Consider the following 14,784-nt stretch of genomic DNA (forward strand, 5'->3'; position numbering starts at 1 on the left):
ACTATTTTCCGATATCCAAGCAGATTGGAAGCACCCCGGCCGGACGCTACCCCTCCAATGGAGGGGGATAGGCAGGGCTGAAAGCCCGGCTATAGTATCGGCAATCATGGACAGGTTTCCGACATCGACCGAGTTGAACGCCCTTTCGGCGTCGGCGAAATTCGCGCCGCCGCGGATCGGCTCGCGCTATATCCAGCGGACCGACCTCCTCAAGAAATTATGGCGCGACCGCCATGCCAAGCTGGCGCTCGTCACCGGCAGTCCCGGCTTTGGCAAGACGAGTCTGCTCGCGCAGTGGCGGCAGGAATTGATGAAGAATGGCGATCGCGTCTGCTGGCTGTCGCTGACTCCGGACGAAGACAGTCTCGCGGCCTTTGCGGCGCATTGCCTTGCAGGACTCGAGCAGCTCGGCGTTTCGCTCGACGAGGATCTGCTCCTCGTCGGCGAGGGCGCGGGGCTCGTCGACCGGGCGGTCGCCGCGATCGTCAACGCGCTTGCCGAGCGCGAGGACGAGCTTCATCTGCTCATCGACGATTATCACTGTATTCAGGATCCGCGCGCGCATCTGTTCCTGCAGAAGCTGATCGACCACAACCCCGGCAATCTGCACATCGCGCTCGCCACGCGAGCGACGCCGCCGCTCAGCCTCGCCAAGCTTCGCGTCATGGGCCAGGTAGCCGAGATCGACTGCGCGGAACTCCCCTTTACGCTTACCGAAACACGCAGTTTCCTTGGCAGCAGCCTCGGTCCGATCCGGCTAAGCGCGAATGAGTCGATGGACATTTATGAGCGGACGCAAGGCTGGCCTGCGAGCCTGCAGCTCCTCTCGATCATGCTTCGCAGCCAGTCTGTGAGCGGGGTCGACTGGCGGCGGCTCGACTGGGAAGCTGGCGATCTGCAAAGCTATCTGACCGAAGAGGTTGTCGGCGCGCTGCCACCCGATGTCGCAGCGTTCATGGAGATCCTCTCGCTCTGCCGCCGCTTCAATGGTCCGCTCGCCCGTGCCATGACCGCACGTGACGACGCCGAGGCATTGATCGACCAGATCGAGCAGGACAATCTGCTGTTGATCCGCGAGGAAACTGACGATCGCGAGCCCTGGTTCCGTTTCCACCCGATGCTCGGCGACTATTTGCGGGCTCGCGCCGCGGCCCATGATGCGGCGGCGATCCACGACTACCACCGACGGGCGAGCCGCTGGTTCGACGGGCAGAATATGATCGTCGAGGCGATCAGCCACGCCGCGCAAGGCGACGATCCGGGTTTTGCTGCCGCGGTCGCACAGCGCGTCACGCCGGACATGTGGCGATTGAGCCAGATGGGCGCGCTGCACCGGCTCGTGAACGCCCTTCCGCTGTCGGCGATCGCGCCCTATCCCAAGCTCGTCTATTTCAGCAGCATCACCCTCGCCTTCGTCGGCGCGCCGGTGCAGGCGGCCGCGCTCGAAGCCTATTTCCCCGAGCAGCAGGATGCGAAGGATCGCTTTCGCCGCATCTTGCTTCATACAACGATCGCGCTCCGCCGCGACGATACCCACCGCGCGCTCGAACTGCTCGACCAGATCGAAGTTCCCGGCGAGGCAAGCAGCTTTGAACGCCACCTGCTGCTGGGTGGCCAGACAATCGCGCTCGCGGCAGCGGGCCGCTTCGACGAAGCCTATGCTCTCGTCGATCGCTTCGAGGCCCGGCTGCAGGCTTCGGGCGACGGCATGGCGCTGCTGGCGCTCGACGGCCGCGCCATGGCGATGCTGCTGCAGGGACAGGTGGCTGGAGCGTTGCCGTTCCTCGAGCGCCTCTATCGCCTCAGCCTGGCGCAGCAGCCGGGCAAGTCGGCGGGCGCCGACCTGATCGGGATCAACACGGCCTATGCACTTTACGAACTCAACCGCCTCGACGAGGCCCGCGCGATGCTCGCCGACCGGCAACAGAACACGCAGCGTGCCTTTCCGCAGTTCATAATTCTCGCCTCGGTCACCGAGGCGCGCCTTGAAACGGGCCGATCGCGCAAGGCAGGCCTTGCCGTGATCGAAACCCATCTCGAGAGATTCCGGTCCTTCGGATTGGACAGGGGCGTCGCCTTTCTGCTGCTGCTGCGCCTGGAAATCGAGCTTGCGGACCGCACCGCCGCCGCCGCGCGGACCACCGCGCGCGAGCTTTCAGAGCTCGGCAAGCGCTTCGCCGAGGCCCGCGGCCTGCTCGCCGAAATCGGGATCATTGTCCATTGCGCGCAGGCCCGTCTGGCGCTGTTCGAGCAGCGATTCGACGTCGCGACCGCGGAAGCCGATGCGGGTTCGGGCAAGGCCGAGGCTCTCGATCAGGGGAAATGGGCAGTCACCTTCGAACTGCTGCGGGCGCGGATCGACGAAGCCCGGGGAATGCTTGCCGAATCAGAGGAACATTTCGAGCGCGCGCTCGAACGCGCGGAGCCTCTGGGGCTCGTGCGGACCTTTCTTGACGAGGGTGACGCCGCGCTGCGGCTGCTCGACAAGGCGATCGGTTCGGGGCGGCTGTCGGGAAGCATCGCGAGCTATGCGGACAGGCTGCACGGTCAGGCACAGCGCGAGCGACCCGAAGCCCATGCGCCGCACCAGATTGGCGAGAGTACCTCGCCGCTCAGCCCGCGCGAGGAGGAAATCATCCGCTTGCTCGCCGCCAATATGTCCAACAAGCGGATCGCCTCGACGATCGGCATCTCGATCGAAACGGTAAAATGGAATCTGAAGAATGTCTTCCAGAAACTCGGCGTGTCGAGCCGCTACCATGCCGTGACCTGGGCGCGGCAGCATGAACTGATCGACTGACAATAGCAGCGCGGCTCGTCCCATCGACGAAAAAGCGGCGGAGGAAGCCGTCGCTTCCCCCGCCGCAAACTTCAATTCAGGAAGACCGGTTCAGAATTTCGAGCGTAGCGTTACGCCATACATGCGCGGTTCCTGAAGAAACGCGATCCGCGACACGCTCGCGCCGCCGGCATTGATCGCACCGGGAAGCGCACCTGCGCCGCGCAGCGGGGTGTTGGCGACGACGCCATAGGTCTGGACGTCGAACAAATTGGTCGCCCAAAGCTCGACCCGCCAGCTTCCGCTCTGGCTGCCCAGCCCGGCGCGCAAATTGACCTTAGCATTGCCGTCCTGGATGTCGTTCGGCCCCTTGATATAGTTGAGCGTCGGCCCCTCGGTCCCGGTGCCCGCCGCGACGCCGAGCAGCGCCTGCGGCGCGGTGCGCCGGTCGGATTCCATGCGGACCGAAGCGTTGATCCCGAAATTGAGGTCCGAGCCGATGTCTTTGCTGTAATCGGCCGCCATCGTCGTGACCCATTTGGGCGCGTTCTGCACCGACTGCCCGCACAGCGTCGCGACCTGCGTCGGCGGCGTGGCGCCCCCGCAATCCTTCGGATAGCGCGCGTCGGTATAGGTCAGCCCGCCCGACAGCGTGAATTCGGGCGAGACGCGCGCGGTGAACTCGAGTTCGGCGCCACTGCTCTTCACTTTCGGCACGTTGAAGGTCAGATATTGGACACCCGTGAACTCGAGGACCTGGAAGTCCGAGAAGTCCTGATGGAAGAGCGCCAGATTGACCGTCAGCGCCCGATCGAGAAGCTGCGATTTGATCCCGAGTTCATAGGCATTCACCTTTTCCGCCTCGAAGGCCGGCGAGGCGCCGCCGATCGCTGCGGTGGGATCGAGGTTGAAGCCGCCCGCCTTGTAGCCGCGACTGAAGCTCGCATAGGTGTTGGTCGTCGGACCAAGCTCGCCGGTCAGCTTGAGCGTATAGACAAGCTGCTCGTCCTTGAACACGCGGTCATATTCGACCGGCGCGTTGGCGAAGGACCCGACCTTCGCCGCGAGCGGGAAGCAGGTCAGGCTCTGGACCAGCGGCGCAAGCGCGCGGAGCGAGGCCGGCAGGTTCGGAATATTGGCGGCGACGGCCGAGCACGCGTTGGACGACGCCGAAATCTGCTCGAACGATCCGCGCTTGCGATCGTTCGAATAACGCAGCCCGAAGTTGAAGCCGATTGCGTCGGTGATGTGGAAGGTATTGTTGGTGAACAGCGACCAGTTCCGCGACGACTGGTTGAAGAGGTTGTTCGCATAGGTGCCGTTCGCATCGACCCCGGCGGCATAGATGTCGCGCGCCGGATTGGTGCCGGGGACGCCGAGCGACTTCAATATCGTGCTGAACAGGCGCTGGGCGTCTGGGCCCATGGCGAAGGTCAGCCTTTGCTCGATGCGCTCGTCGACGAAATAGGCGCCGACCAGATAGTCGAAGCGGTCGTCGAACGCGCTCCCGGCAAGCCGCAGTTCCTGGCTGAAGGTCTTGATTTCGGTATAGCCCGGCAGGCGGCCAGCCGGATTGAACGGGGAATTAATCCCGACGAGCACGTTGAGCGCGGTGCCATCGGAGTCCGACGAGGTTTCCGAATGATAGTCGCGATAGCTGGTGATCGAGGTCAGCGCCGCATCGCCGATCTGCCAGTCGAGCTGGCCCGACAGGCCCCATTGCCGCTGCTTGTCGATATATTGGTCGCCCGAGGCGGCGATGCGGTCGTGAACCGCGTCGGGACCCGAAACCGCGACGCCGCCGTTCGCCGGCAAGCCGACGGCGGTATAAAGCCCCGCCGCAACATAGCTGCCTTCCCTGATGATCACCGGCGAGCAGCAATTCTCGTTCGATTTCGAATAGTCGGCGATCAGCCGGAAACTGACGTCGGCATTGGGTTCCCAATAGAGCTGGCCACGGACGAGGTAGCGGTCGCGATTATATTCCTCGTCGCCGTTCGCGTTGGTTTCCCAACCGTCGCGCTTGCGCCATGCACCCGAAAGGCGGACAGCAAGCTTGTCGGTGATGATCGGCGCCGATACGCCCGCCTGCAGGCTGTAGTGATCGTAATTTCCATAGGTCGCGTTGGCGAAGCCTTCGACGCGATCGAGCGCGGGCTTTAGCGTGCGGATGTTGAGCGCGCCCGACGAGGTGTTGCGCCCGAACAGCGTCCCCTGCGGGCCGCGCAGCACCTCGACCTGTTCCAGATCGACGAGATCGCCGAGCGCAACGCCCGGGCGGCTGAGGTAAACACCATCGAGGAAGATGCCGACGGCGCTTTCGAGGCCGATGTTGTTGCCCGATGTTCCGATGCCGCGGATGCGGAGCTGCGCCGTGCCCGATTCCGAATTGGCGCCTTGCAGGCTGAAGCTCGGCGACACGCTATCAAGCGCCTTCAGATCGTTCACGCCCCGCTTTTCGAGCGCCTCGCCAGTCACCGCAGTGACCGCGATCGGGACCTTCTGCAGATTCTCTTTGCGGAGCGTCGCGGTGACGATGATCTCGGACCCATCCGGGGCGGCATCGTCGGCCGCAGGCGCCCTGGTTTCCTGAGCCATCGCATTTTGCGCGCCGAACCCGGCCGCAAATGTAACGATACAGGCCGACGCGAGAAACTTCGCTTTCAACATAACCCTCTCCCAGCTGTCATTTTTTCAACTTTTCAGCCGGACGTCTAAAAGGGTCCGCATCCATCACTACCCCCCTCCGAGGGGGGGGCCAGCGTGGGTTCGATACCGTTCCGGGACGAGTTTATCGAACAGGGTGAAGCACATAGGCATCCCCCCTCGGCCCGTCCGTGAAAGAAAAAAGAGAGTAGCCACCCCGGCGGATACTTCGGAACCGTGCGGGAAAGAATTCCCCTGTGCCTTCGCCCTATACCGGTTCGCCCGATGCGCGAGCGCGTTCGAGGACCGTTGCAACTTCTTCCGGTACCCGCCGCCAGGCGACATAGAGCAAGGCAAGTCCCGGCGGCACCACCGCCAGTGCCAGCACGACCGCGAAACCGAGATCACCGGTCACGACCGACAGCGCGCCGATCGTATAGGGGCCGAGCGCCAGTCCAACGAGTGTCGTCGACATCAGCAGCGTCGCGGTCGCGGTGCCGCGCATCCGCGGCAGCACGAGATCCTGCGTCGTCGCCGCCGCCGCGCCGATGGTCGAACTGAAAAAGAAGTTGGTGACCGATATCCAGAAGACGAAATGGAAGAAGGCCGATATGTCGTCGTCTCCCTGTCCTCCGAACGCCAGCCAGATCGGCGCGGCGGAGGCGGCAAGCCCGAGAGCGAGAACGAGAATACGCCCCCCGGCATGACGCTTGTGCAGACGGTCGGCAAGGCGCCCGCCGACGATCACGCCCAGAAAGCCGCTCGCCGCACATCCGCCCCCGACCCACAAGCCGACCCGATCCGCGCTCGCGCCGATCACCTCGATCGCATAGACGGGCGCGAAAGCGATGGCGCCATAACCGATGAACCCCGCGCACCCGTAGCTCAGCGCGGTAGCGAGAAAGGCCGGAGATCCCCAGATCAGGGCAAATGCCGGGCGGTCGCGATGATAGAGCGAGCAGGCCCAGGAAAAGACCGCGTAATAGCCGATGGCGACGCAGATCCATTGGAGCATCGCGCCGGTCCAGACTGCGAGGACCCCAGCTGCCCCGGCCGCAAGCGATAGTGCGAGCAGATTCACCGCCAAAGCCCTGCGCCCGCGACGGGCGGCGCTGATCAGCGTGAGCGGCGGGATCGTGGCGAGCAATTCGTCAATGAAATCGCGAAAAGGAGTGGCCGCAGGCTCGGTCGGCACGCCGTCCATCACCCCGCGGACGGGCTCACGCAGGGTCGCCACCAGCAGCGCGAGTAGCAGTCCCGGAAGGCCGACTGCGATGAACGCAACCTGCCATCCCGCGAGCCCCACCATTCCGCCGTCGGGATAGGCTCGGTCCCATGCGTCGACGATCAGCCCGCCGATCATCAGCGACACGCCGCCGCCGAGATAGGCACCGGCGGAATAGATCGCCAGCGTCGTGGCGCGCAGACGGCGCGGAAACAGGTCGGACAGCAGCGAATAGGCCGAAGGGCTGGCGGTCGCCTCGCCGATGCCGACCCCAACGCGCGCGCCCGCGAGCATCGCACCGTTGCGCGCAAAGCCCGATACGACGGTCATCGCCGACCAGAGCGTGAGGCCGACGGTCAGGAGCCGCACGCGGTTCCAGCTGTCAGCAAGGCGCCCGAGCGGAATTCCGAACAGCGCGTAGAAGACAGCAAAGGCGGTGCCATAGAGAAAGCCGATATCGGCATCGTCGAGCCCGAGATCGCGTTTCAGATCCGGCGCGAGGATCGTGATCATCTGGCGATCGACGAAATTGACGAGATAGACGAGGAACAGGATGGCGAGCGCGTACCAGGCGTGGCCCGAGGGTTTCGCGATTTCTCCCGGCACCTGCCCGGCCGGCCCGGCCTCTTCCGTCGGCACAGGCTTCACGGCTTGCGCGCCGCGCGACAGACAGGCGAACAGCGCTCGCGCCAGCCGGTCAAAATCATGCCTCCGCGAGCGCCGGATAGTCGGTGTAACCTTCCGCTCCCGGGGAATACCAGGTTTTCGGATTGTCCGGCGCCCATCCAGCGCCGGACCGAATGCGCTCGACGAGATCGGGATTGCCGATGAAGGGACGACCAAAGCTGACAGCGTCAGCGACGCCGCGGGCGATATCGGCCTCGGCCGCCGGGACATCATAGTCGCTGTTAAGGATCAACGGCCCCCTGAAGGCACGCCGGATCGCCGGCGACTGTTTGGGCACTTCGGTCGCCCCGAAGGTACCATCAGGTCCGGGCTCGCGCAGTTCAAGAAAGGCGATGCCGAGTGCATCGAGCGCGGCGGCTGCGGCGGGAAACAGGCTTTCGGGCGCGCTGTCGTCGACGCCCTGCGAATCCCCGTTGGGAGAGAGGCGAACCGACACACGGCCCGCTCCCCAGACCGAGATCAGCGCTTCGGTCACTTCGCGAAGCAGGCGGATGCGGTTCTCCACCGGGCCGCCATAATCATCATCGCGCAGGTTGGTGCTCCCGCGCAGGAACTGGTCGATCAGATAGCCATTGGCGCCATGAAGCTGGACGCCGTCGAAACCCGCCCGCTTCGCATTCTCGGCGGCGCTCGCATAATCCGCAATCAGCCGCGGAATCTCGTCAAGCCGCAGCGGCCGGGATTCCGCATAGTCCTGCCGCCCGGCGGGCGTATAGGCGCGCCCCTCAGCCTGCGTCCGCGACGCCGATACGGGAGCCTTCCCATCGTTGAAGAGCGGATGGACGAGGCGACCCATGTGCCAGAGCTGGACGATGATCCGCCCACCCGCCTCATGCACCGCGCCGGTGACCGATTTCCAGCCTTCGACCTGCGCCTCGGTCCAGATGCCAGGCGTTGACGGCCATCCAAGGCCTTCCTGCGAAACGCCGGTCGCTTCCGAGATGATCAGACCCGCCGATGCCCGCTGGCGATAATGCTCGCGCGCAAGATCGCCGGGAACGAAGCCGGGGCCGGCCCGACCACGTGTGAGCGGCGCCATGACGATCCGGTTGGGCGCTTCAATGGCGCCCAGTTTGATCGGGTCGAACAAGGACGGTGCGGACATGGCTTTCCTTTCACGCTGCGCACGCCGAAACGACAAGCTCGGCCGGCCAATGGCTACAGTAGGGGCTGGTAGGAAATGCGATGTCAGTAGCCGACCCCTCGCGGTGGGGGGGACTATTGACCCGCCTCTGCTGGCCGGCAGCCCGCCCCTCTCGGTGTAAACGAGATGCACTACATGGCGTTTGCTGACCGGATGCTGTCTGTCCGGTTCCGGGACCTGAGACGCACGCGAACGGCCAATATGAGGCGCGAAGCAGCCAGTTGGGATGCGCGCAGACTGTAGGTGATTTTTTTGACGTTACACGTTGTTGTTCATTGTCGTTCATTGTGGTCTATTGAGCAGCTGATCATGCGCAGATGCAGCCAAGCACCTGAAAACACTACCCAATAGACCACGACTGAACGGCCTCTTAATCAGCGGGTCCTAGGTTCGAGCCCTAGTGCGTCCACCATTTCTTTCAAAAGCTTACCACGCGAACTTCAAGCTCCTGCTTGCTGGCAACCATTTGGGCCAGACACTCAGCCTCCGAGCGGGCTTTGGTCGCATTCCAAGGCGAACCGTGCCGGCCTATCGCCTCGTTCGGGACTCTCTGCCGCCAAGGCGATACTGAAACACGTATGACGTTGTACCGGCACCGGTGACGCGAACGCCAAACCCGCGCAGAATATCGTCCCAGAGAAGCAATTCCCGACTGTTGGTCCAGCAGCGATCTACCGTCCTCTGATTGATGGTTGTCGTAGGCATCGCCATCCTCCGTAATCACCGCGCAATCACTCGAGAGAAACGCGGCTTGGAGAGAATGCGCCCATTAAAGGCGTGGCATAAGCTGTAGCCCAAAGGCCGGCCGTGGCCGGTTGGAGACGGTCCGCTTTTGTCCGGAAACGGTATCAAGCAGACGTAAGGAGCTTACCGATCCTCAACATGGATGCCCGCGCAGCGCAAAGCCAAGCTCGATGTCCACATCCACCATCAACTGCATAGCCAATTGTCATGCATGCATCTGATCTTTGCGGTCGCCATTAATCGACTTCCTTCTTAATCGCTGGAACGAACGATTTTCCGGAGAGAGAGCCATGACCTTCCGCACGCTTCGCCATCTCGTCCTCGCGCTTTGCCTTGGCCTCGCGACGCCCGGCCTTGCTTCTGCGCACGAACCGCCGTTGCCGGATCCGCGGGGCGAGACGCTTTATCATGTTGCAATCGGCGCGCCGGGCGAGGTCCCGCTTGTCGCCGTCAACGGTGGCCCCGGTTTCGATCACAGCTATCTCGTCAATGCGCCGGTCTGGAAGGAGATGTCCGCCCGCCGCCAGATCATCTTCTACGACCAGCGCGGCACCGGCAAATCGCCGGCGACGAGAGGGCCCGGGGATTTGACCGTCGACGGGATGGTCCGCGATCTGGAAGCGCTCCGGCGGCATCTGAAGGTCGAGCGTATCGATCTGCTCGGGCACAGCTGGGGCGGCATTCTTTCGATGGCTTATGCCGTCCGCTATCCCCAGCATGTCGCCCATCTCGTGCTGGTCGGATCGGGCGCACCCAAGCCCGCCGAGCATGAATTTCTCTTCGACAAACTGTATCCAGAGATTGTGGCGGCCATTCCCCACAACGCCACGCCAGCGGGGCAGATGGGGTGCATCGAGATCGACGCCTATGACCGAATGTCCTATTACGACCAGCGCAATCTGGCGGCGGGCGGCGGCGACGTCGGCACCTTCTCGCAAGAGGTCTGCACCGAGGTCATGCTCGACGCGATGAAGCTCGATCTTTATCCCGCGCTCGCCAACCTTGACGTTTCAACCCTCGTCATCAACGGACGCTTCGATGCGAATGTCTCACCGACCGTCGCGTACAAGATCAGCAAAACCATCCCCGGCGCGCGGCTCGTCTATTTCGAGCGTAGCGGGCATTCGCCCCAGGTCGAGGAGCCGGAGAAATTCGCGCTCGAGGTCGAGCGCTTCCTTGCGGGCAGCATCAGGAAATAGTTGGGGCCGCTGGCGGTTCGGGATTTGCCAGCACCTCGATCACCGCCTCGATCACCGCTTCGCAGGCGTCGGCGCGGTGGACGACGTAGAAGGCATGCCCCGAGGTCATCGACCGGTTCGCCAAACGCACGAGTTGGCCCGTTTCCAGATAAGGATCCACGATACCGCGCCAGCCGAGTACGACGCCGCGTCCAGCCAGCGCTTCCTGAAGCATCGGCGTATACGCGCTGAACATCGGGCCGTCCTGCGACGGCGCGATGCCGAGATCGCCAAACCAGTCGAGCCAGTCGACGCGGCCCTGGGCATCGGGCGCAAAATGCAGCAATGGCGCTTGTTGCCACGCCTGCGGGATATCTTCGGCAAGCCCTGGAAACTGCGCCAGCATTGCCGGCGCGCAAACGGGGAAAACTTCTTCCTCGAGAAGTTTGCGATGCCTGAGGCCCGGCCAGTCGGACGGTTCGCCATAGCGGATCGACAAATCCACCTCATCCGCATCGAAGCTCTGATAGGAGTCAGACGTGATCAGCCGGAGCTGCGCCTTGGGCAGCACCGCGCGCAGCATGCCGAACCGCGGCATCAGCCAGTCGTGCGCCATCGCGTAAGTGCAGGCGATGGTGAAGCTGTCGGCTTCGCCGCGCCGGCGCCGGATGGCCTCGACGCTGTCGCGAATGCGGCCAAGACCGGACAGGATCGCATCGGCCAGCGTTTCCCCCGCTCCGGTGAGCGCGAGCCGGTTGCCGCTTCGCATGAAGAGCGTGACCCCGAGGTCGGCTTCGAGGTTCGAGACGTGGCGGCTGACCGCCGACTGCGCGATATTGAGTTCGGCCGCCGCGCGCGTGAAGCTGCGGTGCCGCGCCGCCGCTTCAAATACCGCGAGCGCGTTGAGCGGTGGCAGGGACTGGCGCAGGCTCCTCATCACCCTTGCATATCAAAAAGGCATCGAGTGTCCACATTTCTCTTGTTACGGGGCAGCTCTGCCGCGCCTAGGCTGTCCACCTTCAGGCAAGACCGATGGGGACAGATCAGTTGACGATAATCATATTTGAAAATGCGCGCGTGTTGAACGAGACGGCGGACGGGTATCGCGAGGATTGCCATGTGGTGGTCGAAAACGGACGGATCGCGGCGGTCGATACCGGTCCGGCGCGTGTCGCCAGTGCCGATATCGTCGACGTGCGCGGCGGCGCCCTGATCCCCGGCCTGATCGATGTCCATATCCATGCCAGGCTTTCCAGCGCCAACGCGGCCCAGCTTCTCAATCATCCGTCCACCTATTCCTCGGCGCACGCCGCGCGGATGTTACGGCACGCGCTCGATTGCGGATTTACCAGCCTGCGCGATGTCGGCGGCGGCGACCATGGTCTAGCGCAGGCGATCGACGATGGCCTGATCCCGGGGCCGCGCTTCTTCTATGCCGGCCGCACGCTTTCAATGACCGGAGGTCATGGCGACATGCGCCCTGCCCACGAGGATGTCGAGCCGTGCGGGTGCAGCCGGATGAACATGATCGCGCATGTGGTCGATGGTGCCGACGAAGTGCGCCGCGCCGCGCGCGAGGAATTGCGCATGGGCGCACACTGTATCAAGATCATGCTGTCGGGCGGTGTGCTTTCGCCCACCGATCCCATCTGGATGCAGCAGTTCACCGATGACGAAGTGCAGGCCGCGGTCGAGGAGGCGGCGCGGTGGCGCCGTTATGTCGCGGCGCATGCCCACACGGCCGAGGCGGTGATGCGCGCCGCGCAACTGGGCGTACGGACGGTCGAGCATGCGACACTGATTTCATCCGAAGCCGCCGACGCGCTGCGCGATGCCGGCGGCTTTGCCGTGCCCACGCTATCGGTCGTGATGGCGCTGACCGAGCGCGGCGAAGCGCTCGGCCTGCCCGCGGCAGCGGCAGCGAAGGCAAAGGAGATTGCCCACCTCGCGATGCAGGGGTTCGAGACCGCATGGCGCGCGGGCGTCCCGCTGGGTTTCGGCACCGATTTGCCCGGCGATGTGTTCGACATGCAAGCGCGCGAGTTTCTTTATCGCCGCGAGATCCAGCCCGCCGCCGCGATATTGCGATCGGCAACGGTCACCGGCGCCGACATATTGGGGCGGCCCGATCTTGGCCGTATCGCGCCGGGCGCGACCGCAGACTTGCTCGTCGTCGATGGCGACCCGCTCGACGATATCGCGCTGCTCGCCGAAGACGGCCGGCGCCTGCGCGCGATCATGAAGGCGGGACGTTTCCACAAGCGCGAACCCGGGTCGGCATGACAACGCATATAGCGCCCGCCGCTTCGACGACGCCCTTCGCTTCGACGCCACCCGCTTCGACATGGGCCGCGATCTACCTGGGCGTCGCGGCGGCAACGCTGCCGGCGGTCCTGCCCGTCATGGTGGGCGTGTTCGCGGATCGCTTTGGCTATGGGGTGGCGGGGGCCGGTACGATCGCCGCGCTGAACATGAGCGGTATCCTTGTCGGCAGCCTGTTATGTCCGCTGATTACGGCGCGGTTCGGCTGGGCGGTGGTCATTCGCGCCGCTCTTGCGGTGATGATCGCCGGCAATTTGCTGACCATGCTCGATGGCCATTATGGCTATGTCGCGGCAACGCGCTTTCTCTCCGGGCTGGGCGAAGGCGTGGTCGGCGGCATCTGCTACGCGGCGATGGGCCGGTCGGCGCGCCCCGAGCGCAGTATCAGCATCTATTTCGCGGGCCAGTCGGTCGTCGGCATGGTCGGCATGGGCAGCTTTGGCTGGATCGCGGCCAGCCTGGGGTGGCCCTGGATTTTCCTGATCCTGTCCGCGATCACCCTTCCCGGCTTCTGGCTCGCCCCCGTCATCGGCAGAGCACAGCCGGCGCCGGCGGGGCCGCGCCGCGGCCGCTTATCCGCCAACCCGCTCGTCATCGGCGCGCTGGCATGCATCCTCCTCTATTTCATCGGCATGGCCTCGCTGTGGCCGTTTCTCGAACGCATCGGCATCGGTAAAGGGCTCTCGCCCGGAACGGTCGCCTTCGCGCTGTCCGCTTCGGCCTTCGGCGGCCTCGCGGGTTCGCTCGTCGCCAGCGTGGTGGCGGGCCGGCTGCCGCGGACGATCGGCCTGTTGTCCGGGCTCGCCCTTCTCGTCGCCGGGGTCGGCGGCCTCGCGTTCCTGCCCGGCACGACGCCTTTCGTCCTTGCGGTCAGCCTGTTCGCCTTTGCCTGGCCGTTTCAATATGCCTTTCAATTCGGCCTGCTGGCATCGGTCGACCGCGAGGGGCGGCTGATCGCGCTGACACCCGCGGTGACTGGGGGCGGGCTCGCGGTCGGGCCGGCGATCGGCGGACTTTTGCTCCAGAATCTGTCGCTTGGCGCCGTCAGCGCCTTTTGCCTGCTGTGCGTGATCGTCGCGGTCGCCGGGACGATCAGCCTGCGCCCCCGTTCAGCGGGATGAGACTTTCACCTCCATAACATTTCGAGATGATAACCTCGAAATACTCTGCTGGCGTGCGCCATACTGCATGCGATTATCTCATGGAGCGGATTTCTTCCGGCCGTCTTTTTCAGGAGCCTTCATGTCGATCGTCAACGCCAATCTCTACCCCCTGTCCGATCCCGATCGTCGCGCCGCGATCGTCGACCGGGCCGCCGGTCAGCTTGGAAAGGACGGCGCAGCCGCCTTTCCCGATTTCATCGCGCCCGACGCGCTGGCCGAAATGGTGGCCGAAGCCGCCGCGAAATTCCCGCTCGCCTATCGCCGCGATCAGCGGCTCGGCTTCAACCCGCAGGGACCGATCGCGGCTATCGCCGACGAAGAGCTGCGCAGCCGCACCTCGCCCTATTCGATGTGGATATTGGGATCGGACCTGCTCGATCCGGCCGGCGCGCTACGGCGTTTCTATGAATCGGAAGAGCTGATGTCGCTCGTCCGCGACGCGCTGGACATCGACAGCCTTCACACGATTGCGGATCCGCTGATCAACATCAACCTCACCTACATGGGCGTGGGCGACCAGCAGGGCTGGCATTTCGACGACAATGACTTCGTCGTCTCGCTGTTGTTGCAGGAGGCCGAGACCGGCGGCGCGTTCGAATATGCGCCCGGCGTCGACGATGCGCCGCCCGAAGAGATCCACGCCATTCTCGACGGCGCATCGCCCCGAACCCTCCTCCAGAAAGTCGGGGCCGGCACCCTGCTTCTGTTCCGCGGACGCCGGGCGCTGCACCGGGTGACCGAGGTCGCCGGGAACACCCAGCGGATCATCGCGCTGCTCAGCTACCATCGCGAACCCGGTTTCATTTACGCCGACACGGTCAAACAGAACGGGCTCGGCCGCACCGAAGTGCTCGCGGCGCCGTAAAGGCGGCGGCCCGCGCGGCGGCGGATCGACG

9 protein-coding genes are annotated in these 14,784 nt (G+C 64.3%); 5 read left to right on the plus strand and 4 right to left on the minus strand.

Annotation, left to right across the window (positions count from 1 at the left end; translation table 11 throughout):
- The first annotated feature begins 106 nt into the window (after nucleotides 1–106).
- A complete protein-coding gene (locus tag J2X38_RS11655; protein ID WP_310254201.1) occupies nucleotides 107–2,800 on the plus strand; it encodes a LuxR C-terminal-related transcriptional regulator in 2,694 nt (897 codons plus the stop codon).
- A 90-nt stretch (nucleotides 2,801–2,890) separates the two neighbouring features.
- Here the strand turns inward: J2X38_RS11655 and J2X38_RS11660 are convergent, their stop codons facing one another.
- The 3 genes from J2X38_RS11660 to J2X38_RS11670 all read right to left on the minus strand — a co-directional run bounded on the left by J2X38_RS11660 (nucleotide 2,891) and on the right by J2X38_RS11670 (nucleotide 8,442).
- A complete protein-coding gene (locus J2X38_RS11660; protein ID WP_310254202.1) occupies nucleotides 2,891–5,449 on the minus strand; it encodes a TonB-dependent receptor domain-containing protein in 2,559 nt (852 codons plus the stop codon).
- 244 nt (nucleotides 5,450–5,693) lie between these two features.
- The gene (locus tag J2X38_RS11665; protein ID WP_310254204.1) at nucleotides 5,694–7,289 is read right to left on the minus strand and encodes an MFS transporter; all 1,596 of its coding nucleotides are present in this window, start codon (nucleotides 7,287–7,289) and stop codon (nucleotides 5,694–5,696) included.
- A gap of 64 nt (nucleotides 7,290–7,353) precedes the next feature.
- On the minus strand, nucleotides 7,354–8,442 hold the full coding sequence (locus J2X38_RS11670; protein ID WP_310254206.1) for an alkene reductase: 1,089 nt from the start codon (nucleotides 8,440–8,442) through the stop codon (nucleotides 7,354–7,356).
- Nucleotides 8,443–9,515: 1,073 nt separating this feature from the next.
- Between J2X38_RS11670 and J2X38_RS11675 the strand changes: the two genes are divergently transcribed.
- Entirely contained in the window at nucleotides 9,516–10,424 is a 909-nt protein-coding gene (locus J2X38_RS11675) for an alpha/beta fold hydrolase (protein WP_310254208.1), read from the plus strand.
- On the opposite strand, the gene J2X38_RS11680 is transcribed toward J2X38_RS11675, so the two are convergent.
- Complete coding sequence (locus tag J2X38_RS11680) at nucleotides 10,414–11,340, minus strand: LysR substrate-binding domain-containing protein (protein ID WP_310254210.1); 927 nt, start codon at nucleotides 11,338–11,340, stop codon at nucleotides 10,414–10,416. The genes J2X38_RS11675 and J2X38_RS11680 overlap by 11 nt on opposite strands.
- A gap of 110 nt (nucleotides 11,341–11,450) precedes the next feature.
- Here J2X38_RS11680 and J2X38_RS11685 point away from each other — a divergent pair, with 110 nt between their 5' ends.
- From J2X38_RS11685 to J2X38_RS11695, 3 genes are all read left to right on the plus strand, one after another.
- Entirely contained in the window at nucleotides 11,451–12,686 is a 1,236-nt protein-coding gene (locus J2X38_RS11685) for an amidohydrolase family protein (RefSeq protein WP_310254212.1), read from the plus strand.
- Nucleotides 12,683–13,846, plus strand: a complete 1,164-nt coding sequence (locus J2X38_RS11690; protein ID WP_310254214.1) for an MFS transporter — start codon at nucleotides 12,683–12,685, stop codon at nucleotides 13,844–13,846. Before J2X38_RS11685 ends, J2X38_RS11690 begins: the two co-directional genes overlap by 4 nt.
- A 121-nt stretch (nucleotides 13,847–13,967) precedes the next feature.
- Nucleotides 13,968–14,753: a hypothetical protein gene (locus J2X38_RS11695; RefSeq protein ID WP_310254216.1), complete on the plus strand. Its 786-nt coding sequence runs from the start codon at nucleotides 13,968–13,970 to the stop codon at nucleotides 14,751–14,753.
- The last annotated feature ends 31 nt before the right edge of the window (nucleotides 14,754–14,784 follow it).

The organism is Sphingopyxis sp. BE235 (assembly GCF_031457175.1).
In the GTDB taxonomy this organism is placed as follows: Bacteria; Pseudomonadota; Alphaproteobacteria; order Sphingomonadales; family Sphingomonadaceae; genus Sphingopyxis.

Bases quoted from the DNA above. Each gene is read 5' to 3' on its own strand.
- J2X38_RS11680 (WP_310254210.1), bottom strand. From the start codon at position 11,340: ATGAGGAGCCTGCGCCAGTCCCTGCCACCGCTCAACGCGCTCGCGGTA.
- J2X38_RS11675 (WP_310254208.1), top strand. From the start codon at position 9,516: ATGACCTTCCGCACGCTTCGCCATCTCGTCCTCGCGCTTTGCCTTGGC.
- J2X38_RS11695 (WP_310254216.1), top strand. From the start codon at position 13,968: ATGTCGATCGTCAACGCCAATCTCTACCCCCTGTCCGATCCCGATCGT.
- J2X38_RS11655 (WP_310254201.1), top strand. From the start codon at position 107: ATGGACAGGTTTCCGACATCGACCGAGTTGAACGCCCTTTCGGCGTCG.
- J2X38_RS11660 (WP_310254202.1), bottom strand. From the start codon at position 5,449: ATGTTGAAAGCGAAGTTTCTCGCGTCGGCCTGTATCGTTACATTTGCG.
- J2X38_RS11690 (WP_310254214.1), top strand. From the start codon at position 12,683: ATGACAACGCATATAGCGCCCGCCGCTTCGACGACGCCCTTCGCTTCG.
- J2X38_RS11670 (WP_310254206.1), bottom strand. From the start codon at position 8,442: ATGTCCGCACCGTCCTTGTTCGACCCGATCAAACTGGGCGCCATTGAA.